Origin of the sequence: Pontibacter populi, assembly GCF_019336435.1 — a bacterium.
Classification (GTDB): Bacteria; Bacteroidota; Bacteroidia; order Cytophagales; family Hymenobacteraceae; genus Pontibacter; species Pontibacter humidus.
In genome coordinates, this window is the sequence record NZ_JAHWXQ010000004.1 from 121,937 (window position 1) to 147,252 (window position 25,316).

At 45.6% G+C, this 25,316-nt stretch carries 22 protein-coding genes and 1 pseudogene; 10 read left to right on the top strand and 13 right to left on the bottom strand.

Features of this window, described 5'->3' with window-relative positions:
- Positions 1–215: 215 nt before the first annotated feature.
- Positions 216–1,853 (top strand): adenine deaminase, encoded by a 1,638-nt coding sequence (ade, locus tag KYK27_RS14410; protein ID WP_199110810.1) that lies wholly within the window; start codon positions 216–218, stop codon positions 1,851–1,853.
- A gap of 31 nt (positions 1,854–1,884) precedes the next feature.
- On the top strand, positions 1,885–2,733 hold the full coding sequence (locus KYK27_RS14415) for a sulfite exporter TauE/SafE family protein (RefSeq protein ID WP_199111123.1): 849 nt from the start codon (positions 1,885–1,887) through the stop codon (positions 2,731–2,733).
- Between the two features lie 57 nt (positions 2,734–2,790).
- On the opposite strand, the gene KYK27_RS14420 is transcribed toward KYK27_RS14415, so the two are convergent.
- A complete protein-coding gene (locus KYK27_RS14420) occupies positions 2,791–3,231 on the bottom strand; it encodes a response regulator (RefSeq protein WP_199110812.1) in 441 nt (146 codons plus the stop codon).
- 330 nt (positions 3,232–3,561) lie between these two features.
- Positions 3,562–4,545 (bottom strand): annotated as a pseudogene (locus KYK27_RS14425) (PLP-dependent cysteine synthase family protein); the annotation flags it as partial.
- A gap of 239 nt (positions 4,546–4,784) precedes the next feature.
- Between KYK27_RS14425 and sucD the strand changes: the two are divergent.
- Positions 4,785–5,675, top strand: a complete 891-nt coding sequence (gene sucD, locus KYK27_RS14430; RefSeq protein ID WP_199110816.1) for a succinate--CoA ligase subunit alpha — start codon at positions 4,785–4,787, stop codon at positions 5,673–5,675.
- A gap of 848 nt (positions 5,676–6,523) precedes the next feature.
- On the opposite strand, the gene KYK27_RS14435 is transcribed toward sucD, so the two are convergent.
- A complete protein-coding gene (locus tag KYK27_RS14435; protein ID WP_199110817.1) occupies positions 6,524–7,468 on the bottom strand; it encodes a hydrogen peroxide-inducible genes activator in 945 nt (314 codons plus the stop codon).
- A 172-nt stretch (positions 7,469–7,640) separates the two neighbouring features.
- Here KYK27_RS14435 and KYK27_RS14440 point away from each other — a divergent pair, with 172 nt between their 5' ends.
- The 3 genes from KYK27_RS14440 (at position 7,641) to KYK27_RS14450 (ending at position 9,411) form a co-directional block, all read left to right on the top strand.
- A complete protein-coding gene (locus KYK27_RS14440; RefSeq protein WP_199110819.1) occupies positions 7,641–8,114 on the top strand; it encodes a Dps family protein in 474 nt (157 codons plus the stop codon).
- Between the two features lie 58 nt (positions 8,115–8,172).
- Positions 8,173–8,715, top strand: coding sequence for a peroxiredoxin (locus KYK27_RS14445; protein ID WP_410524807.1), 543 nt, complete (start codon positions 8,173–8,175; stop codon positions 8,713–8,715).
- Between the two features lie 108 nt (positions 8,716–8,823).
- Entirely contained in the window at positions 8,824–9,411 is a 588-nt protein-coding gene (locus KYK27_RS14450) for a carboxymuconolactone decarboxylase family protein (RefSeq protein WP_199110822.1), read from the top strand.
- A 575-nt stretch (positions 9,412–9,986) separates the two neighbouring features.
- Here the strand turns inward: KYK27_RS14450 and rny are convergent.
- The 5 genes from rny to KYK27_RS14475 form a co-directional block, all read right to left on the bottom strand.
- Complete coding sequence (rny, locus tag KYK27_RS14455; RefSeq protein WP_199110824.1) at positions 9,987–11,552, bottom strand: ribonuclease Y; 1,566 nt, start codon at positions 11,550–11,552, stop codon at positions 9,987–9,989.
- A 106-nt stretch (positions 11,553–11,658) separates the two neighbouring features.
- A complete protein-coding gene (locus KYK27_RS14460; RefSeq protein ID WP_199110826.1) occupies positions 11,659–11,943 on the bottom strand; it encodes a cell division protein ZapA in 285 nt (94 codons plus the stop codon).
- Positions 11,944–12,001: 58 nt separating this feature from the next.
- Positions 12,002–12,298 (bottom strand): hypothetical protein, encoded by a 297-nt coding sequence (locus tag KYK27_RS14465; RefSeq protein WP_199110828.1) that lies wholly within the window; start codon positions 12,296–12,298, stop codon positions 12,002–12,004.
- Between the two features lie 3 nt (positions 12,299–12,301).
- Positions 12,302–14,722, bottom strand: coding sequence for a phenylalanine--tRNA ligase subunit beta (gene pheT / locus KYK27_RS14470; RefSeq protein WP_199110830.1), 2,421 nt, complete (start codon positions 14,720–14,722; stop codon positions 12,302–12,304).
- 900 nt (positions 14,723–15,622) lie between these two features.
- Positions 15,623–16,246, bottom strand: coding sequence for a DUF1684 domain-containing protein (locus tag KYK27_RS14475; protein ID WP_199110831.1), 624 nt, complete (start codon positions 16,244–16,246; stop codon positions 15,623–15,625).
- A 231-nt stretch (positions 16,247–16,477) separates the two neighbouring features.
- Here KYK27_RS14475 and KYK27_RS14480 point away from each other — a divergent pair, with 231 nt between their 5' ends.
- From KYK27_RS14480 to KYK27_RS14495, 4 genes are all read left to right on the top strand, one after another.
- A complete protein-coding gene (locus KYK27_RS14480) occupies positions 16,478–17,047 on the top strand; it encodes a Crp/Fnr family transcriptional regulator (RefSeq protein ID WP_199110833.1) in 570 nt (189 codons plus the stop codon).
- 64 nt (positions 17,048–17,111) lie between these two features.
- Entirely contained in the window at positions 17,112–17,639 is a 528-nt protein-coding gene (locus KYK27_RS14485; RefSeq protein ID WP_199110835.1) for a GlcG/HbpS family heme-binding protein, read from the top strand.
- Between the two features lie 14 nt (positions 17,640–17,653).
- Positions 17,654–18,061, top strand: a complete 408-nt coding sequence (uraH, locus tag KYK27_RS14490) for a hydroxyisourate hydrolase (RefSeq protein WP_199110837.1) — start codon at positions 17,654–17,656, stop codon at positions 18,059–18,061.
- Positions 18,062–18,262: 201 nt separating this feature from the next.
- On the top strand, positions 18,263–19,027 hold the full coding sequence (locus KYK27_RS14495) for a DeoR/GlpR family DNA-binding transcription regulator (protein ID WP_199110839.1): 765 nt from the start codon (positions 18,263–18,265) through the stop codon (positions 19,025–19,027).
- Between the two features lie 98 nt (positions 19,028–19,125).
- Here KYK27_RS14495 and KYK27_RS14500 read toward each other — a convergent pair whose 3' ends face one another.
- From KYK27_RS14500 to KYK27_RS14520, 5 genes are all read right to left on the bottom strand, one after another.
- Complete coding sequence (locus KYK27_RS14500) at positions 19,126–19,869, bottom strand: GDSL-type esterase/lipase family protein (RefSeq protein WP_199110840.1); 744 nt, start codon at positions 19,867–19,869, stop codon at positions 19,126–19,128.
- 245 nt (positions 19,870–20,114) lie between these two features.
- Entirely contained in the window at positions 20,115–21,035 is a 921-nt protein-coding gene (locus tag KYK27_RS14505; RefSeq protein ID WP_233150459.1) for a glycerophosphodiester phosphodiesterase family protein, read from the bottom strand.
- A 95-nt stretch (positions 21,036–21,130) separates the two neighbouring features.
- Entirely contained in the window at positions 21,131–22,552 is a 1,422-nt protein-coding gene (locus KYK27_RS14510; protein ID WP_199110841.1) for a calcineurin-like phosphoesterase C-terminal domain-containing protein, read from the bottom strand.
- Positions 22,553–22,564: 12 nt separating this feature from the next.
- Positions 22,565–23,746: a phospholipase D-like domain-containing protein gene (locus tag KYK27_RS14515; protein ID WP_199110843.1), complete on the bottom strand. Its 1,182-nt coding sequence runs from the start codon at positions 23,744–23,746 to the stop codon at positions 22,565–22,567.
- A 263-nt stretch (positions 23,747–24,009) separates the two neighbouring features.
- A complete protein-coding gene (locus tag KYK27_RS14520) occupies positions 24,010–25,296 on the bottom strand; it encodes a DUF5689 domain-containing protein (protein ID WP_199110845.1) in 1,287 nt (428 codons plus the stop codon).
- Between the last annotated feature and the right edge of the window lie 20 nt (positions 25,297–25,316).

A 25,316-nucleotide genomic window follows, 5' to 3' on the forward strand; every position in this document is an offset into this window, starting at 1 on the left:
CTTTACCGCGCTTGCTCATTTTCTGGTATTTAGCCGTTTTTTTCTGTTGTGCTGATTTGGGGCTACACCCGGCCAGTGTACCAGAGCTCAATACGCAAGCTATCACCAAATATGAAATTATCTTTCTCAAAACGACTGACTTTAATGCAAATATAAAGTAATTTACGGGTTCAAGCCCCATTTACAGGCAATTTAATAAACTAATACCAGATACCATGCAGGCAGCCTATTCTGTTTCCGGACGCATCATAGACATACACAACAAAGAAATATTTGAAGGTACAGTTCAGGTTGAAAACGGCCGCATTTCTAAAATAGTTCGTGAAGCTACTACCACCACAAATTATATTTTACCCGGTTTTGTGGATGCCCACGTGCACGTAGAAAGCTCGATGCTGGTACCCAGCGAGTTTGCCCGCCTGGCAGTGGTACACGGAACTATAGCCACCATCTCTGACCCGCACGAGATCGGCAATGTGCTTGGCGTGAAAGGTGTGGAGTACATGATCGAGAACGGTAAAAAGACGCCTTTCAAGTTTTACTTCGGAGCGCCATCTTGTGTACCGGCTACTCCTTTTGAGACGGCAGGTGCTGAGATAACGGCTGCCGACATTGAAGAATTGTTTAAGCGCGAGGAGATCGTGTATCTGGCTGAGATGATGAACTGGCCCGGCGTACTGCACCGCGACCCGGTTGTGATAGAAAAGATTGAGCTTGCCAGGAAATACGGCAAAGCGGTAGACGGCCACGCGCCCGGTTTAATGGGCGAACAGGCCAAACTATACGCCTCTGCCGGCATTACCACCGACCACGAATGCTTTACTGCCGAAGAAGCCCTGGACAAACTGGCTGTGGGGATGAAGATACTGATACGCGAAGGCAGTGCTGCCAAAAACTTTGAGGCCTTGATTCCTTTACTGCCAGAGCACTACCAAAACATCATGTTCTGCTCCGATGATAAACACCCGGATAATTTAGTAGAAGGTCACATCAACCTGCTGGTAAAACGCGCGCTCGCAAAAGGCAACGACCTGTTTCACGTATTGCAGGCGGCTTGTGTTAACCCGGTGGAGCATTATAAAATGAAGGTAGGCCTGCTCCGCGAAAACGACCCGGCCGATTTTATAGTTGTAGACAACCTGGATAATTTCGACGTACTGGCCACTTACATTAACGGTGAGATAGTAGCTGAAAACGGAAAGTCGAATATTGCTTTTACAGAGAGCGAAACTATAAACAACTTCAACACCAGCCCTAAAACTATAGACCAATTCAGAATTCCCGCGGCAGATGCGCACAAGATACGCGTGATCGAAGCTTTTGACGGACAGCTGATAACGAAGGAAGGTATAGTGGCACCTAAAGTAGACAATGGTTTTATAGTTTCGGATGTGGCGAATGATGTGCTGAAAATGACGGTGGTGAACCGTTATGAAGAGGCTGAACCTGCTGTAGCCTTCATCAAGAACTTAGGTTTGCAGTCTGGCGCTATCGCTTCGTCAGTAGGTCATGATTCGCATAACATTATTGCTGTTGGCGTGGATGATGAAAGTATAGTTCGGGCTGTAAATCTGATTATCAGTGCAAAAGGTGGTGTATCGGCAGTAGATGGCGAAAAGGAACAATTATTGCCCTTGCCGGTTGCCGGAATTATGTCTGCCGAGGATGGTTATAAGGTAGCGGAGGCGTACTCAACTATAGATAAAATGAGCAAAGACATGGGCAGCAATCTGGCATCGCCCTTCATGACGCTTTCGTTTATGGCGCTGCTCGTTATTCCATCACTTAAACTCAGCGACAAAGGTTTATTTAACGGCGATACGTTTTCGTTCGTACCTGTAACAGCATCATAAACTAAACCCGTTGCCTGGCGCACGGCTGCACATGGAAGAATTGCTTATCTTCTTTATTGGTATACTTGTCAGTGGATTCGGTACTGTCATCGGGTTTGGTGGCGGGGTTTTTATGGTGCCGATTCTTATCATCTTCTTCGGGTATAACATCGAGATCGCGATTGGGTCAACGATGGCTGCGCTGGTTCCGGCGTCGTTTATCGCCTCCGTATTCAACCTCCGCGACAAAACCATTGATTACCTGGTGGGCACTTTAATTCAGATTCCGGCTATAGTTGGCACGGTGCTGGGCGCGTTTATGGTTGCTTTTCTGCCAGTATTTAAGTTGCAGCTCATTTTTGCGCTTTTTGTGATAGCTGTCGGCTTTGCAATGGTTATCCCGACGAGACAGGATGCTAACAGCCACGGCGGTATGATGTACCGTATGCGGCGTGTACCAACAACATTTATCCGGAAAAATAAAGCCAAGCACCTGGCTTACAGGTTAAATGGCGGTGTGGTGTCTACGATGGGTTTTGCATCCGGTATTATGGCCGGCTTGTTTGGCATTGGCGGTGGCTTTGTGCAAACTCCTATGATGATAAAGCTTTTCAGGATACCTCCGCAGATCGCCACATCCACTTCCCTGTTCATCCTTGTTATCACCAGTTTTACCGGTTTCATTACACACTTCTTGCTGGGCAATGTACTCTGGAGCCGCTGCCTGCCCCTGATAGCTGCCTTTGCACTCGGCGCACTTGGCGGCAACCTGTATAAACAAACGCGCGGCAAAATCAGCCACATGGAAAAGCTTATCGGAATCGGACTTTTTCTGGCGGGGATTGGTGTATTGCTTAACCTGGCAATAAAGTCTAAAGCCGGTGTAGGATTCTCATTTTAGCAGCAACAAAAAGCCCTGCAACTACAGGGCCCACCTAGATTACAACTATAAATTCAACTATACTTTGTCGGTTTGTTTACTTGAGAAGTATTTCCGCATCAGTTTATCCAGCTTGTCGGCGGTAAGTGGCTTGGTAATATACTCTGCAGCATATTTAGTCACTGCATCCGTGTCCTGTGGGTGCGTGGAGGTTGTCAGCACCACCATAACTATACCCTTTCTGAATTCGGTATCAAGGCGATCGTATAGTTCCAGCAGCTCAAAACCATCCATTACCGGCATGTTAATATCCAGGAATATCAGTTCAGGCTTAAAATAACCGGCGTTACCCGGGTCGTAGTTATTATTGCTGATGTTGTAGAGGTAATCGAAGGCCTGTTTGCCGTTAACGAAAATATGAATATGTTCGGTCACCTGCATTCTGTCCAGCAGGCGCTGGTTCAGAAAGTTTGTGGTCTCATCATCGTCAATGAGCAGTATGCCGGAGAGTTTCTTCATTAGTAATATTGAGTTGCCCAAAACAAGTGCAGTTCCAGGCAAAAGAATCTAGCTAATATTTTGCCAGAAATGCATTGTGCAGTCCGGAGCCAGTGGCCCTACTACTATGCAACAATAAACAAATATAAAATTATAAGGTTTTACCGCAACAGTTTAACAAGGCTGTAACGCTGCTCGCACTACCTTAATACGGCTAAGTTAATAACGAGATCCCTGATATGCAAAAATAGTATGCTTACAGGGTAATACTGTATTTTATAGTACTAAAAATACAAAAAAGAAAAGCCCGGACAAGAGTGAACGGGCTTTTCTTTGTTAAAGTTATAGTTAGTCGATGTACCCCTGGGCGCGCATCCACTCGTCGTTATAGATCTTGGCAAGGTAACGCGTACCGTGGTCTGGCAACAACACTACTACCACATCTTTTTCTGTCAGGTTGTTTTCGCGGGCATACTCCAGGGCACCAACTATAGCTGTACCTGAAGACCAGCCTACAAAAAGCCCTTCTTCTTTGGCCAGTCTGCGCGTCATAACAGCGCCGTCTTTGTCCGTTACTTTTATAAACTGATCGATCAGGTCAAAATCTACGTTCTTTGGCAAAATATCTTCGCCGATGCCTTCTGTGGCATAAGAGTAGATCTCGTTTTCGTCAAAAATACCGGTCTCTTTATATTTCTTGAAAACTGAACCGTAGGTATCAATTCCAATCGTTTGTACAGCCGGGTTCTTCTCTTTCAGGTATTTAGAGATACCTGTTACCGTTCCGCCAGTACCTACACCTGTAATAAAGTGGGTTACTTTACCTTCGGACTGCTCCCAGATCTCCGGGCCGGTGCTTTCGTAATGCGCCTGCCAGTTCGAAAGGTTATCGTATTGGTTCGGGTAAAACGAGTTTGGAATTTCCTTGTTCAGGCGTTTGGCTACCGAATAATATGAATCCGGGTGCTCCGGTGCTACGTTGGTAGGGCAAACTATAACTTCGGCACCTACAGCACGCAGGATGTCCATTTTCTCTTTACTCTGCTTATCAGAAAGCGTAAAAATACACTTGTAGCCTTTGGCAATAGCTGCCAGCGCAAGGCCCATGCCTGTATTACCGGATGTACCTTCTATAATGGTGCCACCGGGCTTCAGAATGCCAGCTTTTTCAGCGTCTTCAATCATCCGGATCGCCATGCGGTCTTTTACAGAGTTACCCGGGTTCATGTACTCTACTTTAGCCAGGATGGTGGCCTTTGTTTCTTTTGCAATACTATTAAGTTTTACAAGAGGTGTGTTACCGATCGCTTCGGTTATATGGTCCAGATACTTCATGTGAGGTATTTTTGAATTCGGTGCAAAGGTAAGTAAATTAAATTATGTTTTCAGCAGGGCTACCGCAGAGGCCTATACCCTTAACTATAGTTGCAACGTAAACGCGGTTCTGCTTCGTTCCGTTTAACTGCAGCAGATGGCTTATATTAGCTTTAACTATTTTTTGTACGCGCCATAAAAAAGCCTATTTTTGCACATCCTTATTATTAGACGGTTATACACAACTAAATAAGATACACATGAGTGTTTTAGTAAATAAAGATTCGAAAGTGATCGTACAGGGCTTCACAGGTTCTGAAGGTTCTTTCCACGCATCTCAGATGATCGAGTACGGCACTAACGTTGTTGGTGGCGTTACGCCAGGCAAAGGTGGTAACAACCACTTAGACCTGCCGGTTTTTAACACGGTAGAAGAAGCTGTAAAAAGAACAGGTGCTGATGTATCTATCATTTTCGTGCCGCCGGCTTTTGCTGCTGATGCTATTATGGAAGCTGCTGATGCTGGTATTAAAGTGATCGTGTGTATCACAGAAGGTATTCCTGTAAAAGACATGGTAGCTGCTAAAAACTACATCAAGTCTAAGAATGTAACGCTTATCGGACCAAACTGCCCGGGTGTAATTACGCCAGGTGAAGCGAAGGTTGGTATCATGCCAGGTTTCGTGTTCAAGCCAGGTCGTATCGGTATCGTTTCTAAGTCAGGTACGCTTACTTACGAAGCTGCTGACCAGATCGTGAAAGCCGGTTTAGGTATCTCTACAGCTATCGGTATCGGTGGTGACCCGATTATTGGTACGCCTACAAAAGATGCGGTTCAGTTACTGATGGAAGATCCTGAGACAGATGCTATCGTGATGATCGGTGAAATTGGTGGTAACTACGAGGCAATGGCTTCTAAGTACATCAGCGAGAGTGGCAACAAAAAGCCGGTAGTTGGTTTCATAGCTGGCCAGACTGCTCCTGCAGGTCGCCGTATGGGCCACGCGGGTGCTATAGTTGGTGGCGCTGACGATACGGCTGCTGCTAAAATGAAGATCATGCGTGAGAACGGTATCCATGTGGTAGATTCCCCTGCTGAGATCGGTGAAGCAATGGTAGAGGCTCTTCAGAAAGCCGGTATCACCGCTTAAGTTAGATTTAACTTTACTTTATAAATAAAGGCTGCTCTTAACAGGGCAGCCTTTATTGTTTGTCTGAATCAGGATTTTCAGGATGAATGGATTTTCAGGATTGGGGTTATTGCTATAGTTATGCCTATAGTTCTATAGTTTAGCTTCTCCACTGGCGCGGGTTTACAACCCGTGCCTAATTATGGTGTTGAGTTTGTAACTCAACTGGCCCGGCAGGGACAGGAATTGTCTGAACCAGAATTCACAGGACAAAGGATTGCTATAGTTGAAGGTAAAGTTTTATAGTTGCGGTTAGTCCAACCACCCCAGCCCCCCTAATCCAAGACGGGGAGCCTGTAGGTTACTTTTTCATCTGTCATCCTGAAAGTATCTTGGTAATAGGGAGGTAAGACTTTTACTTTAGTTAGAGGCACAATTCTATAGTTCGCGTTTTAACCCACCCCTACCCCTCCCGAGAGGGGAATCTTTGCTATTGCTATAGTTAGAGCTATAGTTTTATAGTTAAGGCATCAACACCCCTGTAGTCCCCTTAAGGGGACAATTGCCTTGCCCTCGCTCGTGTCCCGCGAGTGTGAGTTACCTTCGGACTCTGGCCGCTTACATCTATAGTTATGATTCTCGCTACTTAACTATAGTTTATACTTGTTACGATTGACGTGGCGGGACGCCACCTGTAGCTCACACTCGCGGGACGCGAGCGAGTGTGCAGTTTACGCTATCGTTCTATAGTTGCTGCTGGTCATCACTCTGCCCCCTTCAAAGGTGAGACTTGTTGGCCTCTTCTATAGTTCCGGCCAACAACCATGTTATAAAGACCCTTCCTTTCTAACTTTTAACTTCTCAACTTTCTAACTTACTGCAATCACCTGCTGCTTTTTGCGGTTAGCTATAGTTGCGGGTATGGAGGTTATAATTTCCTGTTGCAGTGCTTCTACTAATTTCTTCTTCAGGAAACTTTTATGCACCACCACGCTTACTTCGCGCAAGGGCTTGGGTTCTTTAAATGGTCGTACCAGGCGCTTTTTATCTTCGGGCATTTCCAGCACGGATAGTTCGGGTAATAGCGTTAAGCCGTGCTGTGTTTCTACAATCCGTTTCAGGGTTTCCAGGGAGCCGCTTCTATAGTCGAGGTTTGCCCCTTCCGATCCTCCAAGTTTGCCACCACGGTTACAGATATTGAGCACCTGACTCCGGAAACAGTGGCCTTCGTTCAAAACCCACAAGTCATCCGGCAATAACTCTGCAGGATCTATTTCGGTTTGTTTTGCCAGTGCATGCTTCGGGTTTACATATACCATAAAGGCTTCGTAAAACAGGGGCAGTTCTTTTATAGTCTTGTTCTCCAGGGGCGTAACCAACAGGCCAACATCCAGCTGCTCGTGGTTCAGTTTCTCTACAATTTCATTTGTCAGGAGCTCCTGCACCACCACTCTTACCTGCGGATACTTTTCCAGGAAGTTTGTAATAAAAAGCGGCATCAGGTAAGGTGCAAGGGTAGGTATCACGCCAATTCTAAGTTCGCCGCTCAGCTCCTGTTTCTGGTCCTGCACTATTTCCTGTATCTTTTTTGACTCGGCAAGTACGATACGCGCCTGCGCAATTATCTCCTTCCCTACTTCTGTCGGACGTACCGGCACCCGGCTTCTGTCAAACAACTGCACGCCCAACTCTTCTTCCAGCTTCTGTAGCTGCATACTTAAAGTAGGTTGCGTTACAAAGCAATTCTCTGCAGCTGTAGCAAAATGCCTGTAAGTATCCACGGCAATCAGGTATTCTAGTTGTACAAGTGTCATGGGGCAAAGAGTTTTAGATGACCAACATATAGTAAATGTTCTATAGCTAGCTACAAAGGTACGTTATAGTTTAAAGCTATCAAATCATAAAAACAATCAATTTGATTTATGAGGCTAATAAGGAGACCTTTGTAACACATCAAAAGGAACAACAACTCAAACTATAAGAACTATGACAAAGCTGACAAATATAGGATTGCAGAAAGAAGACTCTAAACAGATAGCTGACAAGCTGAATGAGTTACTGGCCAATTATCATTTGTATTACCAGAACCTGCGTGGCTTTCACTGGAACATTAAAGGGGTAAACTTCTTCCAGCTGCACGCCAAGTTCGAGGAACTATACAATACCGCTTTAACGCGCATCGATGCCATTGCAGAGCGCATTTTAACTGTAGGCCAGCAACCGCTGCATACTTTCTCAGATTACCTGCGCGTGTCAACTATAAAAGAGGCTGCCAACCTAAGCAGCGACAAAGACACCATCAACACTACGCATCAAAACCTGACCGCTATACTTAACCTGGAACGCGAGATCATGAGCCTGGCCGCTGAAACCGGCGACGAAGGAACTATAAGCCTGCTGAGCGAAGACATTAACGAGAACGAAAAAACACTCTGGATGCTGAATGCTTTCCTGAGCTAATCTAAACTATAAATCAATTTATAATTCACCCCATATACATATCATGACACAGAACAGAATATTATCTGTAGGATCTACTTTCCCGGCTTTTACAAAACAGGCTGTGGTATCATTAGAAAAAGGAAAAGAGTTTGCTGACATCACCAGCGAAGACCACAAAAACAACGACCAGTGGATGGTGATGTTCTGGTGGCCAAAAGACTTTACGTTTGTTTGCCCTACCGAAATAGCTGAATTCAACAAAAACTATGACGAGTTCCGTGACCGCGATGCTCAACTGATCGGTGCTTCTACTGACTCTGAATTTGTGCACCTGGCCTGGCGCCAGAACCATGAAGACCTGAACAAACTACGCTTCCCGATGCTGGCCGACACTTCTAAGTCGCTGGCTGAAGAGCTGGGCATTTTAGAAGCCAATGAGAAAGTAGCGTACCGTGTTACCTATATCGTGGACCCGCAAGGCATTATCCGTTGGGTGAGCTTAAACGACCTGAGTGTGGGCCGTAACGTGGCCGAAGTACTGCGCGTGCTGGATGCCCTGCAAACCGATGAGCTATGCCCATGTAACTGGAAAAAAGGCGAAGAAACCATCGCTGCTTAATTTAAACTAAAAAATGAACGAGGTGTGAGTAAAACAGAGGCGGAAGCGGCACAGCTATAGTTGGGCTGCAACCGCACCTGTTATTCCCAACCCTAACTATAAAACAATATGCTGACTGCAACACAAGAAACAAAAACAGACCTGCTTCGCGACCTGGGCCTTCCAGAAGAAAGTAATTACCAGGCATTAGAGAAGCTCACCGAAACAGAATCCAGATACCTGCGCGACCTGCGCGTGAACCTTAAATCGGCTTTATCAGGCGAAACCCTTACTTTAAAAGAGGCTTACTTGCTGGCCCTTTCGGCGGCTGCCAACGAAGAAAACGATGTACTGAGCAAAGCTTTCGAAGAAAAGGCTATAGAAAACGGTGCTGACCAGGGCGAAGTTGCCGAAGCTATTGCCTGCGCTTCGTTACTGGCTACTAACAATATCCTTTACCGTTTCCGCCACTACGCCAACAAGGATGTATATGAGCAGCAACCGGCCCGCGTAAAAATGAACATCATGATGAAGCCTGTACTTGGCAAAGAGTTCTTCGAGTTGATGAGCCTGGCTATTTCAGCAATTAACGGATGCGAACGCTGCATCACTTCCCACGAGGCTTCTATCATGCAACTTGGTACCACCGAGCCTCGCATTTTCGATGCGATTCGCATAGCGGCTGTAGTGGTTGGTGTGAGTAAGATTGTACGATAGAAATTAATATAACTAATCTATATATGTAAAGCGCCTGTAGTTTCTGCAGGCGTTTTTTTATTGTCTGAACCAGGATTTGCAGGATTAAAGGATTGGCAGGATTGTGGTGTGCCTGTAAGTAAGTTTATAGTTCTATAGGCACCGCTTCTCCACTGGCGCGGGTTTGTAACCCGTGTCTTACTATGGTGTTGAGTTTTCAACTCAACTGGCCCGGCAGGGACAGGATTACCAATAGTGTTGGCTATAGTTTCATAGTTGGCAAGATCCAATCACCCCTGCCCCTCCTTGACTAAGGCGGAGAACTTTTACGGCTACTTCTCATTTTGTCATCCTGAAAGGATCTTGGTAGAGGGGAGCTTTACAGCCTTTGCCATAGTTTTGAGTTATCGTTTTATAGTTGTGGTTTTAACCCACCCCTACCCCTCCCGAGAGGGGAATTCCGGCTATAGTTATAGTTTGAACTATAGCTCTATAGTTACCCGCTCCTGTTTTTAGGAGGGGGAAGGGAGAGGTAAACAAAAACCGCCTGCTGTAACGGGTACAACAGGCGGCCTACTTTGGCTAAAAGTATAAAACTATTTGGCGTAACTGATCGCTCTCATTTCGCGGATAACCGTGATCTTGATCTGACCAGGATATTGCATTTCTTTCTCGATCTTCTGCGAAATATCAAACGACAGCTGCGCTGCTTTTTCGTCGGTTACATTATCAGCATCCACCATAATGCGAAGCTCACGACCAGCCTGGATGGCGTAGCACTGGTTTACTCCTTCAAAGGAGATAGCTGCTGCTTCCAGGTCTTTCAAACGCTTGATATATGATTCCATGATTTCGCGGCGGGCACCCGGTCTTGAACCGGAAATAGCGTCACAAGCCTGGATCAGTGGAGAGATCATCGCCGTCATCTCGATCTCGTCGTGGTGAGCACCGATGGCGTTACAGATATCCGGATGCTCCTTGTATTTCTTAGCAAGCTCCATACCGATGATCGCGTGTGGCAATTCCGGTTCGTCTGGGGTTACTTTACCAATATCGTGTAGTAAGCCGGCACGTTTAGCGTGTTTCACGTTTAGGCCAAGCTCTGCAGCCATGGTAGCGCAAAGGTTAGCTACTTCGCGTGAGTGCTGTAATAAGTTCTGGCCATAAGACGAACGGAAACGCATACGTCCTACCATCTTGATCAGCTCAGGATGCAGACCGTGGATACCCAAGTCAATGGCAGTACGCTCACCAATCTCGATAATTTCTTCTTCGATGTTCTTGCGGGTCTTGGTAACAACCTCTTCAATACGGGCCGGGTGAATACGACCATCTGCAACTAAACGGTGCAGCGACAGACGCGCAATTTCGCGGCGAACAGGATCAAAACCTGAGATAATGATGGCTTCCGGAGTATCGTCAACTATAATTTCTACACCGGTTGCAGCTTCAAGGGCACGTATGTTACGTCCTTCACGACCAATGATCTTACCTTTAATATCGTCACTTTCGATGTTAAATACCGAAACGCAGTTCTCGATAGCATGCTCTGCTGCTGTACGCTGTATCGTTTCAATAACAATCTTCTTAGCTTCTTTGGTAGCGGTAAGTTTAGCCTGCGCTACAATGTCTTTGATGTGAGATGAGGCCTGTGTGGTGGCTTCACTTTTCAGGGCATCAACCAGTTGCTCACGAGCCTCAGATGCAGTTAAACCGGCAATTTTCTCAAGTTGGCTAACAACTTCTTTGTGCTGATTCTCTACTTCCTCTTTGCGCTTGTGCAGGTGCTCTAACTGTAGGTTAAGCGCCTCTTTTTCTTTGTTAAGTTCGTTCTCGCGGCGCTTATTATCTTCCATCTGCTTGGTAACATGCTGCTCGCGCTGCTTTACCTTGTTCTCGTTCTGGATGATAATGTTCTTCTTCTTGTTTGATTCTTCTTCAAACTCAGATTTAAGCTTCAGGAATTTCTCCTTAGCCTCCAGCATGCGGTCTTTTTTGATTGCTTCGGCGTTGATCTCCGCCTCACGGATAATAGCTTTTGCCTTTTGGCGGGCGGCTACTTCCTGCTGCTTGTATACCTTTTGCAGCAGCAAACGCCCAATGTACACGCCCACAGCGAGCGCAACAATGGCGGTGATTAGAATTAATAGAATATCGGACATGTTAACATGTTTTAAGGTTTATTAAAACACATTAGCAGTAACTGCAAAAAGACGGGATTAAAGCGGTAAAATAGCTAACACGTAAAAGGCTGCGCGACAAAACACATTACTTTGCCGACGACAGAAGATCGTCCAGCACATTAAGCTGCTGGCCTACTTTAGAAAGATGTTTGTTCTTTTCATCCTCCAGTTTAAGTTTCTCTACCATAGTTTCAAAAGCAACCATAGCCAATAAGTCCTGCTTATCCTGAATCCCAAACTGATCTTTAAAGAACTTTAGTCGCTCATTCAGCAACTTGCCCACAATACGGAGCCTTTCTTCTTCTTCTTCCTTTACCCGCATCGGATACTCGCGTTCTGCGATGCGAATCTTTATCGATAATTCACTCATCCGTTGCGTTGTTTTATAGTTTCCTGCTTACCAGTTTCTGCGCTGTATTTCATATACTTTAGTCGCGCAGGTAAGCAATACACTTATCAATTTCTCTGATATATTCGTTTAGCTTGAGCTTTAACTCAGTCGAATTTGCAGGATTTCCTGCTATCGTGTCTACAATTTTAACAATATTCTCCTGATTTTGAAAATTTTTTATTTGCTGATCTTTCTCTTCCAGCTGTGTTTCCAGAAGTTTTATTTCTTCCTGGGCACTGCTTAACCGCTGATGCACCTCAGCGTAGCGGTCTAAAAGTTTTCGCAGCTTTGTTTCAATATGCTGGAGTTGTTGCAGTTGCGCGTCCTTTGGCATAGCTTATTTCCGGATAAAAGCTCCTAACTGTTTCTCAAACTGCTGCATCAAACGTGTCATCGTAGAGTCAATTACTTTATCGGTCAGGGTTTGCTGTTTATCAAGTAAGCTAAAGCTGATCGCATAAGCCTTTTTACCCTGCTCTATCTTATCGCCTTCGTACACGTCAAACACGTTTACATCCTGCAGCAGCTTGCGCTCCGTTCTGAAAGCAATGTGCTTCACCTGGTCAAAGGTAACATTCTTATCCAGTACCAGCGACAAATCGCGGCGCACTTCCGGGAATTTTGGCAGTTCTTCACCTACCAGGTTGGCTTTATACTTCTTCAGCAGGTAATCCCAGTTCAGTTCAGCGTACCAAACCTGTTCCTTTACTTCCATAAACTTCGTTACACCAGCTTCCACAGGGCCAATTTCGGCAACTACAGTTCCGTTTTTCACATAGGCTACACCTTGCTTCAGGTACGGATTTGGCTGCAGGGGCTGTGTTTCGTAATCCAACGCATTCAGTTTGCGCAATACATTCTGCACCACGCCGGCCAGATCATGGAAAGCAACTTTTGCACCAGGCTGTTTCCAGCTTTCGGCAGTTACATTACCAGCCATATATAAAGCTAAGCGGCGGCTTTCTTTGGTTGTGCCGTCTTCCAGTTGCTGGTAAACTTTGCCCAGTTCAAACAATTTCAGGTCGCGTTGGCGGCGGTTAATGTTGCGGCGCAGCACTTCCAGCCCCGAAAACACCATGCTCTTACGCAACACATCCAGGTCTTCGGAGTTATAGTTTAATACTTTCACCAAGCCTGCCACTTCCGCATCGCCGGCTGGTTTATAGTAGTTAGAGTTTGTAATCGAGTTCGTGATGATCTCATAAAAGCCCTGATCGGCGATGTAATCCATGATACCATCGGTCACATCTTCCGGGTAAGGCTTCGAGAAGCTGGCCATGTATGAAGTCCCCATGTGCTCGCTTACCTCGATGTTATTAAAGCCATAGATACGCAGGATCTCCTCCACCACATCGGCTTCGCGCTTCACATCCACTTTAAATGGCGGAACAGACAGCTCCAGGTGCGTTTCAGTCTCCCCTTTCACTTCGATGCCCAGATCGGTAAGTATTGTTTTGATACGCTCCGTGCCGATGTGCTGCCCAATAAGCTGGTGCGCACGCTCGATGCTCAGGCTTAGTTCCGTATTCAGGATCGGGTTTGGATAAATATCTACAATATCGGAAGAGATAACACCACCGGCAATTTCCTGCATTAACAAGGCAGCACGCTTAAGCGCAGTTATTACCATGTTCGGGTCAGTGCCACGCTCGAAACGGAATGATGCATCCGTCTTTAAGCCATGCGCAGTACCGGTGCGGCGCACATAGTCTGGCGAGAAATAAGCGCTTTCAATAAATATAGTCGTCGTTGCTTCAGTTACGCCAGATTTTTTACCACCGAATACCCCGGCGATCGCCATGGGTTCTTCCGTGTTGCAGATCATCAGGTCGTTAGCTTTCATTTTGCGCTCTACATCATCCAGCGTTACAAAAGGCGTACCTTCTGCCGCGGTTTTCACAATGATTTTGTCGCCTTTTATCTGGTCGGCATCAAATGCGTGCAGCGGCTGACCCAGTTCGTGCAGCACATAGTTCGTGATGTCAACTATATTATTGATTGGTGACAGGTCGATGGCACGCAGTTTTTTCTGCAACCACTCCGGTGACGGGCCAGCTTTTACACCGGTTATAGTAACACCGGCATAACGCGGACAAGCTTCCGTATTTTCAACTTCAACAGCTATTGGTTTGTTCGTATTTTCTACTTTAAAAGCAGATACATCCGGCAGCGTAGCAGGTGTTTTAAGCAAAGCCTGCAGGTCGCGGGCCACTCCGAAGTGCGATGCAGCGTCGGCACGGTTCGGTGTTAAGCCAATCTCAAAAACTTCATCCGGGTTCAGGCCGAAATACTCCGCAGCAGGTGTTCCGTTTGGCAGATCAGTATCCAGCACTATTATTCCGGCATGCGATGTACCAATACCAATCTCATCTTCTGCACAGATCATTCCTTCCGAAACAGCCCCGCGTATCTTAGACTTTTTGATCTTGAACGGTTCACCGCCTGTCGGGTAAAGTGTGCTGTTTACAGTTGCTACCACTATTTTCTGGCCAGCCGCTACGTTTGGCGCACCACACACGATCTGGCTCGGTTCACCTGTTCCGATATCTACCGTCGTCAGGCTCAACTTATCAGCATCCGGATGGCGTTCGCAGGTTAGCACTTCACCTATCACAATACCTTCCAGGCCACCTTTAACAGCCTCCAGTTTGTGAATACCTTCTACTTCCAGGCCTGCGCCCGTTAGCAAAGCACCTACTTCTTCCGCGTTTTTATCTATATGAATCAGCTGTTTTAACCAGTCGAGTGAGATCAGCATGTCGTAATTTTTATTCTTTTATAGTTTAGCCCACGTTGTTTGAGCCAGTTAACTTCAAAATTAAACATTATTCTGTTTCCTGCTGCACGAGATGTGAAATTGTAGGGTTTTATAGTTTGTCTAAAGTTGTCATTTCGAACGAAGTGAGAAATCTATCTCAGCCTATAGTTTGATTTTCTACCGTACGAACCAAGCCTTTTCTTTCAAATATCCTCCAATCCTGGGAGCTTTACTTACCTATAGTTTCATCTTTAGCTGTGGTGCCCTCAGGCCGGGAGGCCCCGTCTTCGGGCATCGCGCTGCTGCTTTCCTGCTATCCTCGTTCCTCGGATTGCCTGACGGCACCGCAACAAATCAAAGGCGCTCAACCCAAAGACTGTGATCAGTTCGATAGCTCAAGCTATAGTTGATTTGAACCGGTAAACTTCGATTTTTATCGTGGTAGTATCTCTAAAGGGACAGGTGAACGTGCCCTGATCATGGACTGTAACCATAGCACTATAGTTTGCGAATTGGCAAGGGTGGAATTGTCCCCTTGAGGGGACTACAGGGGTGTTAAGGCCGCAACTATAAAACTAAACCTCAACTGTAGCAGCAACAAAATTCCCCTCTTGGGAGGGGCAGGGGTGGGTTAAAACAGCAACACTATAGAATAATGACTCAAACTATAGCAATAACAGAAAAACTCCCCGCCTTAGACAAGGAGGGGATAAAGGGGGCGTTGGATTACAGCAACTATAGAACTATAGCCAGCGCTACTACTTTTTCCTGTCCCTATCAGGCCAGTTGAGTCTGGAGACTCAACACCATAATAAGTCACGAGCGAGGACGCTCGCGCCAGTTGTACAAACGATAAACTATAGCTTCTATAAAACTCCCTCCCCTGTTTAAAAGAGGTAATTACTTCTTAATCTCGTAGGTCCTCTCCCCTGCCGGAATCGCAACAGTCAGGCGGTTGTCTTTAGGGGGCACCGGGCACACATACTCAGGGTTGAAGGCACAGAATGGGCTATAGGCGCGGTTAAAATCCAGTACTACAGTTTTGGCGTCTTCTTTATAAGGTATATCTAAGTAGCGGCCACCGCCATAGGTCTCGAACCCGTTGGTTTTATCGGTGAACGGTACAAACCATTGGTCTTTTTCTTCTTTCGCCAGTTTCTTATACAACGTCAGGCGCTGGGGCTGGCCTTCCAGTTCGAAATTTGCAATGGCATAGCGCAGGTAGGGTTCGTAGCTTCCGTTGGTAAGCGGCATCAGCAGCGTGTCCTGTTTTGGCAGGTCCTCTATTTTGGCAGTAACCCGGTAGGCTACATTAGGCTCATAGTATACCAGGTTCTTGAAATCGCGTCGGTCCTCTTCTGCAAACGGACTATTCGTCCGGCTCCTGAACGACAGGTCTTTGTCTTCGCGCTCTTTTAAAAGTGGCTTGGTGTAATTTTCTTCACTTAGGAAGGTCTCGTTAATAAAATATAGAAGTACCAGCACGATGCCGGCAAAAATCACAAGCTTAACTGGGCGTTGCATAGTTTCTGTAGCTATAGTCCGCTACAAAGGTCGGAAAAATGGGGGAATTACATAGATGATATTGCAATAGCAAAGCTTGATTTCCCAGAAGTTGATAAGTTCTAAATAAGTTTATACCCTTTGTTTGTTACTACCATGTTATTTGGTTGCCTTATTTTATAATAGAACCTGATACAGGTCCTGGTGCAAAGCAAGTGTGCACTTTAAAGCCTCACAAAAAATCAAGAAAACATGTACACAACTCTGAAGAGGTTTTTAGAAAGCAAAGCTGATTTTAACAGGCTTGAACTTGATGAAGTTTATGCTCACTTCAGAGTCATAAAAACAAAGCGAAACGAGATTCTCCTAGACTACGACCAGGTCTCCAAACACTACTATTTCGTAAATAAAGGCTGCGTTAGGTTATTTACAACGACAAAAGAGGGCAATGAAATTACACGATATTTTGCCTTTAAAGGTAGTTTCGTAACAGCTTTACCGAGCTTTATAGACCAACAACCTGCAGAAGAATTTTTACAAACGATCGAAAAGTCAGAGTTGCTTTGTATAACAAGGTCTGACTTTTATAAGCTAGTTAACAAATTGCCTCAGTTCACTAAAATCTACACTGAGATTCTGGAGCTCGGTTTTATAGTTGCTCAAAAAAGAATCTATGGATTTCAGGGTTACGATGCGCTGCAGAAAGTTAAGTGGATAATTCAGAACCAGCCACAACTTCTGGTTAGGGTGTCGAATAAAATGGCAGCTTCTTATTTAGGCATTTCCCCTTCTACCTTAAGCAGAATAAAATCAAGGTTGTAAAACGTTGACATAGGACAAGAATCATAGATCCGGGCGTGCTTAATTTTGTAATCAAAAATAAGCCATGAGATTTATTCTATTATTTTTTCTATTTGCTTCAACAACATGTTTCGGGCAACACCACCCTGATAAGAAAATACTAAAAGCCACGGTTGATACTTACATAAAACCAAGCCACAATTTAACCCTGGACGCAGCCTTCGAGCTCGCGAACCGTGCCACCAAATCAGCCACTTCTTTAAACAAAAAGGTTTCTGTTGCAGTTTTGGATGCTTCCGGCAACATCATTCTGCTGACCCGCGGCGATGGTGTAGGCCCGCACAACACGGAAGCAGCCAGGAGAAAAGCCTATACTGCTTTATCTACAAAAACGGCTACGCTTTTATTACTCAGAAATGCAGAAGCAAACCCGGATACAAAGAACCTGAACACACTCCCGGAATTACTATTACTAAGCGGTGGAGTGCCACTCTGGTATCAGGGCAATGTAATCGGGAGTATAGGAGTGGCTGGTGGTGGCAGTCCTGAAAATGATGATTCGATAGCTAAATCTGCTGCCCTAACCGAAATAGGTATTACAACTACAAATTAAACAGATAAAGAACCATGAAAAAGTTAATCCTCACAGTCATTTTTGCAATATCTTCCCTGATCACATTTGCTCAGGACAATACCTACCAGCTTTCCAGCCACATCCTGGATATATCACAAGGCAAGCCTGCAAGTGGTGTAACTATCAGGCTGGAAAAGTACAACGAACAGACAAAAAAATGGGCTTATGTTGATGAAAAAGTAACCGATAAAAACGGAAGGATCTCTGATTTTCTCGATTCAAAAAGATCAAACCCGGGCATTTATAAACTTACCTATTTCACCAGCGACTATTTTAAAAAGAATCATACAGAAAGCTTTTACCCTTTTATAGAAGTAGTATTCCAAATAAAAGATAACAGCCATTATCACGTTCCAATTACGCTTTCAGCGTTCGGTTACTCGACTTACCGAGGCAATTAATATCCTGATTCCTTGCATTAAACTGTAGGTTGGTAACTAGACCAACCTTGCTTCAAATCCATGACCTGTACCTCTATTGCTGAAGTACAGGTCATGGATTTTTCCATAAATATTAGTCTGAAAAGCTAAACCAAACGCTCCTTCCCTTCCAATAATCTACTTAACCTCCTATATTTACGACACAAACCTACTCTACCTTCTATGTTAACTCTAGCCGAACGTCACCAGCATATTTTAAATAGTTTGAAACAAGAGGGGCAGGTGAATGTGCTGGACCTCTGCGAGAAGCTGAGTGTATCGTCGGTTACGATACGCAAGGATCTTAAACTACTGGAAGACAAAGGTTTGCTATTCAGAACACATGGCGGTGCCACAGCCAACAACCCTTACACTACAGACCGCTCGGTAAACGAAAAGGAGAAAATACAGGCTACTGAAAAAACGCGTATTGGTGCTGCAGCTGCAGCTTTGCTGGTACCGAACGATTCTGTACTTATCGCGTCGGGTACTACGGTACTCGCGCTGGCACGTAACATTCAGCCAAAAAGTAGTTTAACGGTTATTACGCCATCCCTTAACATTGCCCTGGAGCTTAACCGCCACCCCGATATTGAGGTAATGCAACTTGGTGGCGTGCTTCGTAAAAGCTCATCATCAGTTACCGGTCCTTACGCCGAAAGTACCCTGACCGATTTTTCGTGCAGCAAGCTGTTTCTGGGTGTAGATGGTATTGACCTGGATTTTGGGCTGAGTACGACCAACGTGATGGAAGCACACCTGAACCGCCAGATGATCAAAGTATCTCAGAAAACGATAGTACTGGCAGACTCTACCAAGTTCGGGAAAAGAGGGTTTGGCAAGATCTGCGGTTTTGAGGACATAGACCAGATCATAACTGATAGTGGCATCTCAGATTACACCGTTAAAACCCTGGAAGGCATGGGCATTAAGGTAACTATAGTTTAAAAAACCTGACAGGTGCATAAAGCTCCCGCCAGGCAAGCGCGTTCCCCATACGCGCACAAAACCTCCTGATGCTGTAAGAAGCGTCAGGAGTTCTACTTTTAAAGATATTTCTTCAGGATTTCTGCCCAAACCTTGTACCCTTCAATCGTCAGGTGCAGGCCGTCGTGGGTGTAGGGCAATTTTAATTTTCCTTCTGCGTCAGCAAAGTTCGGGTGCAGATCAATTAGTGTCACTTTCTCTTCTAAGGCGATCTGCTTTATGCCGTTGTTTACAGTTGCTGTTTTAGCTTCCTTGTTATAGTGCTTCTTAAACTTATCGAAGGTGTTATTGGTCGGCAGCAGCGTCTGCACGTAAATCTTTGTTTTCGGTGAGCCTGCTTTTATCCTGCGCACAATCTTTCTATAGTTGGCCAGTATAACTTCTTCCGGCACGTTGCGCGAAATATCGTTTATCCCGATCAGTAAAAATACTTTAGCAGGCTTGCCTTCAATCACCTCGTCCAGGCGCTCCAAAACCCCAAAGGTAATATCGCTGGAAATGCCACGGTTACGCACATTTTTATTTTCCAGGAGTTCGCTCCAGTCGATGTGGGCAGTTAAGCTGTTCCCTAGAAAGATGATATCCTTTTTCGAGTTTTTATATTTCCTGAAATAATCAACCTGCACCTGGTATGTACCCGGACGATACGTGCTGTCGTATTTTGCAACCCCAGGCTTTGTGCCCTCTACCTGCATCACTCCCGTTCCCTGCTCAGACTCAGGGTTTTCCTGGGCGATGGCACTGGTGGCAAGTAAGCTGAGAATGGAGAGTGTAGAAAGGTATAATTTAGTTGTAAGCTTCATGTTCTGATAACTATAGATTTATAGTTTGAAAGTGTAGTTCGTTTGGTGAAGAAATCATCCCCTACGAAGGAGGACTTTTCATCTTTTAGGAATAAGGACTAAAATTTCTTGTCATCCTGAAAGGAACCTGGTGTAAGTGAGCTTAAGCCTTTACTATAAACCCACAAGATCCTTTCAGGATGATAAAAAAAAGACAGTCATGCCTTTGAATCAGCCATGCGCAGAACTATAGTTTGCGCCATCCCCTATTTTACTTCCTTGAACAAATTCGGGTAATCAGAGATAATGCCATCCACTCCCATCCCTTTCAGGCGGGAAATATCTTCTGCGGTGTTTACCGTCCACGGAATTACTTTTATGTTCTGGGCATGTGCTTTAGCTATCAGTTCCGGGGTCACCAGCTTATAGCTGGGGCTGTACACTTGTGGCGTAAAACCTAAGCGGGCAATATTCTCTTCAAAACTATCCTTGTTACTTACCAGTAGCGATGCTTTGATGTGCGGATATTGCTGATGCAGCACCTGCAGCGTTCTCGGGTCGAAAGACTGAACGATGACCCAGGGTGTTATTTTCTTTTCTTCCAGTACTTCTACCAGTTTAGTTACAAACACGGCAGGCTCCGGGTGTATCTTGTCATCGCCGTCAGCCACCGATTTGGTTTCGATGTTATAAAATACCTGTGGCAGGTTGTTCGCCTTAAGATGGTTTTGCACCGAGTCTATCAGTTCCGCCAGCAACGGAATATAGGTCTTTACTTTTTCCTGCTGCGGATACGCGTCATAGAATTTTGTACCCATTTCAAACCTGCGCACCTGGTCATAATCCAGTTGGTAGACCGCGTAGTTCTTGCTTTCCTCTTTTGTAAAATCCTTACCATCCGGGGTGCGCGCATACAGATGGTTGATGTGTGGATCGTGGGTTACAACAACTTTACCATCTTTGGTAACATGGGTATCCATTTCCAGGGTGGTTACGCCTAGCTCCAGTGCTTTCATCATGGCCGGAATTGAGTTTTCGGGCATCAGGCCGCGCGCGCCACGGTGGCCTTCGGTATCAAAAGCCGGGAAGGATGGATTTTTTTGTTGTGCCGTCATAGTTTCTGTGCTTTTACACCCCGTTACCAGGAGCATGGCGCCAAGCGCTACAGGCAGTAATTTACTAATCATAAGCATATTTATAGTATTGGCAGATGTATAAACTATAGTTGTTGTGAAGGCTATAGTTAGTGCCCGCTTTTTGTTGATTTAAGTTAAACTATAGTTTAAGAAACAGCTTTCCGGTTTTCATATTTTCTGCCGAAGCGGTCTGTTGCTACAACCTTCAGCTCTTTTACAGTTGCCGGCACAAAAGCCTCAAAAAAGTGCTCTGTTTCACGTGGCTCTACATAGGTACGCCCTTTTGGCAACTGATCTCCCTGGTATAGTTCCCAGGCAATCGGGTCGTAGGAGATGATGTTCTGAAGCGTACCTTTGTACTGATTATCAGCCCACCACTCTACTTTCCATTCCGGGTCCCAGTTCCAGACGTTTACCAGCATGCGCTGTTGCTGTTCTTCTGCAGGCTGCATGTAGATGGTCATCTGATGGTCAGCATCAAACCCTGTTGATTTATAGTACCACTTCAGATCAGTGCCATTTGCTTCATACACTGCATAACCGCCGGGTGCGCCATCGCCGCAAACAGGGCCGGTCCAGAGGTTACCGCAAACGGTGCCGTGGTTGTGTTCGAAAATATCCTGCTCTATTACGTTGCGGTTATAGTGTGTGTGCCCCGTCATAATGTGCACCTTGTGGTTTTTGAGGATCGGGTAAAGCTCTTCCCTGTTCTTAACGCCCCAATGAATTGGTATGTGCGCGCAGAGTATAACCAGGTTATCTGTCGGAACCATGGCCAGATCTTTCTTCAACCATTTAAGCTGATGCTCTGTAATGTACCCGTCGTATTGCTTGTCTTTACCCAGGTAACGCACGTCATCCATTACCACATAATGCAGCTTGCCGCGGTTAAACGAATAATAAGTAGGGCCATAAGTAGCTTCAAACGTTTTATCCGAAACCTCATCGCCCCCTTTGTTCAGGTCCTGGTCGTGGTTGCCAAGCACCTGGAAAAACGGAACACCCATCGTAGCCACGCCCTGGTCGTATTCTTTGTAAAGGTCAGGGTTATCCCAGGTAATATCGCCTACCGTAATGCCGTGTACCAGCGTACCGGTAGCCATACCTGCTAATGTTTTCTGCACATCGGGCACAGACTCATCCAGCATGCGCTGGGCATCTTTTTTGTTTCGTGGCTGCGGATCTGCCCAGATAATAAAGCTGTGCTTCGTATCGTCGGTTGGCAGTGCCTTCAGTTCAAAGTTATAATCTTGTTTGCTGCTATGGTCCAGGTACTGGTAGTGGCGGGCAATACCATTCTTGTTCGGAAAATCGTAACCAGCCGGCACTGAAATCCACACAAATCTAGCTTCCCCGTTCACCGGTAGTTCGTACTTACCTTTACGGTTTGTTTTTACCACACTGTACCCATCCGACACCACCACGTTTGCCAGCTTTTTAGCACCAGCTGTAACCCTGCCTTTTATAGTTAGTTTAGATGGGGTTGCCAGCGCAGCGGTATAGCTGCCACTAAGTACAAGTCCGCCCGAAAAAAGGAGCATGCGCTCCAGAAAGGATCTTCTCTTCATGGTCGTGTTAAGTTAAATGCCCGGTACAGTTTTCAGGTTTTCGAAATAGGTCGTATAGTTTGAGAAAAGCACATGGTCCTTCAGCAGCACCATTACTTCGTTATTATTGCGCAGGGCATTGTTAGTAAAGTTATGCGAGCCGGTTATCAGTACCTTTGCATTTTTACCCAGCCAGTTGCCTTCTATCAGTATAAATTTTGAATGGATATTCGCTTTCGAGATGTCATATACTTTCAGGTAGGCGCCTTTTTGCTGCAGCTGCCTTAAACCAGTCATGATGTTATCGTCGATCTTGTTCTTCACAACCACTTCTATAGTTGCGCCTTGTGCCTGTAGCTGGGCCAGTTTATCCACAATGTTCAGGCGGGTATTTGTCCAGTCAGACATACCGATTTTTATGGTTGCCGAAGCCGGATCCTGTATGTTGTTCAGAAACTCAATGATGCTGTCGTCGCCATACGAAGTGCCGTTGCGGCGTTTTGGCAGAAAGTAGCCGTTTATACCTTTGGCAGCATCCACATATTCGGTATAGTTATAGTTCTTCATGCCCGAAGCAGCTTTCGCCTGCATATCGGTCCAGTATGTTTTAAAGGCACCGTACAGACCTGCGTCTGCCAGCATCACAGCATCCTGAAATTTGCGCGCATCGGCCAGCGTAAAATTATGAGATGTCTGGAAAACCACGTTCTGCACATTGCCGGCTGTAGTCTCCAGGTTAGAGAAAAGGACAAACTTATTGTGGTTAATGGCTGTAGCGCTGGCATCGTTATAAACCGGAACTATAATATTGCCTTTGGCTTCCAGCACTCTTTTTAATTCGTGGAAAGTAAGCGGGTTCACTTCCAAAGATTCTTCGCGGCCCATATCCATGGCCACGTGTAGTTTTACGCCTCTATCGTTGGCGTCTTTAATGGCTTTTACTAATTCAGGGTAATCAAACAGGAAAACACTCAGGTGTATAGTTGCGTCTTTTGGTGTTGCATTGATCAGGGCGATCAGTTGATCCAGAATTGCCAGGGAATTTTTGCCTTGTTTAACCAGGTTCACATCTGTAAAAACTGCAGCAGGAAACGTGGCACTTACAGGAGTTACTTTTCCGGTTTCAGGTTTGGTAGGTGCTGGTTCTGTTTTTTCGCTGGAACAACCAACAAATACAAATAGCAGGGCAACTATAAAATGGATCGGTTTCGGCATGATAATTTAGCTTTTCAGGCAGGAGCACCTGATGGTATTTTAGCTACTCTCAGTACTGGCAAAGCAAGCTTTTATAGTTGACTTTGCCAGAACCGAAAGTGATATTATAAAACTGATTAACCTGGAAATGCGCTAACTATAAACACAAACTATAGCTAGCAGGCAGGTTTGGATTTGCAGCCATTCGTAATCTACAGTTACCGGCTGCGGTAAGTAAAAAGAGGCGCCCTATTTGCGCAGGCCGCCTCTTTTATAGTTTGATATTAGTTCGAATAAACTGCGAAGTCATCGATACCCAAGCGGCCGTTTTCAACGATATTGCCATTCTTGTCCTTCGTACCGGAAGCTCCAAGACCAAGCTTGTTGATTCTGAAACGAACAGGGCCTGAAATATCCATCAGGAAGGTGGCCATCTTGTGAGCACGCGCCGCATCCGATACAGCCTCTCCAACTTTTGTCCAGGTTGCGCCCTGGTCCTGAGAATACTCCAGCTGCCATGTGCTTGATTTATCTGTGTAGTAAGTAGCATACCACACTGTAACCTTGCTGGCACCGTTCGGCAGGTCAAAGTTCATTTGCAGCAACGCTGATTCAGTCAGGTTTTGCTGGAAACGTACGGCCTGCTTTCCTGAAACGATAACATCTCTGCCTGCTGTCTGCTCCAGAATAGACTGGTACAATGTCCAGTTACCTGTAGCCAGATCTCTGTTATTGTTCGAAGAGCCATCCGTATTCTTCATGTTATAGCTTTTCTTTTCCTCGAAATTAGGAATCTCGAAGCTTTCAGGCCAGCCAGCATAGATCGGACCACTTGCATTAAGCGCATCGGCAATTGTACGCATACGTAATTCCGGGGTACCATCCGCAGCTATAGTTGGGATACCAACAAAGCTGGCGCTAGCCGGTAACTTACGACCTGCAAAGGTCGCGTTAGCATCTGTGTACAGTGTTATTGACTTTCCGGATCCGTCTACGATCTGTTTCTTACCTGCGTATGTTTCGCCAGATGCAGGAACTACTTCAGGACCACCGGTTACCATTACCAGTGTGCTTTCATACTTACCGAAATTAGCGAGCAGCTCAGCTATACCCACAGCCTTTGGCGCAATAGGCAAATCCGAAGATACTTTTCTGATGCTCTCAGGCTTCAGGCTTGTAATCTGCAAAACACCATCTTTACGCTTCAGAACGGAACCTCTTACATCAAAAAATACAGAGTCGCCTACGCTATAGTTTGCAGCAGCAGATTCGCCTAGGTCAAGTATCATGCCTCTTCGCATGCCTCTCCACGAGTCCTGAATGGCTACCTTACCAGCCGGCCAGTTGTTACCTGATGGGTCTGAAACCACAACGCCACCTACCTGGTACGCATCAAACAAAGGTCCGGGGCCAAGAGCAAGGTCTTTTTCATGAAATGCATCGCGCACTACATAAAGGGAAGCAACCGGGTTAGGAATACCTTCCGAAGGATTTGGATTATCTTCCACGCAGGAAGTAAAGCCCAGAACGCTTAAACAGATGGCCAGAAATGATAAATATCTATTTTTCATGACGTATGTCTTTTACTAAT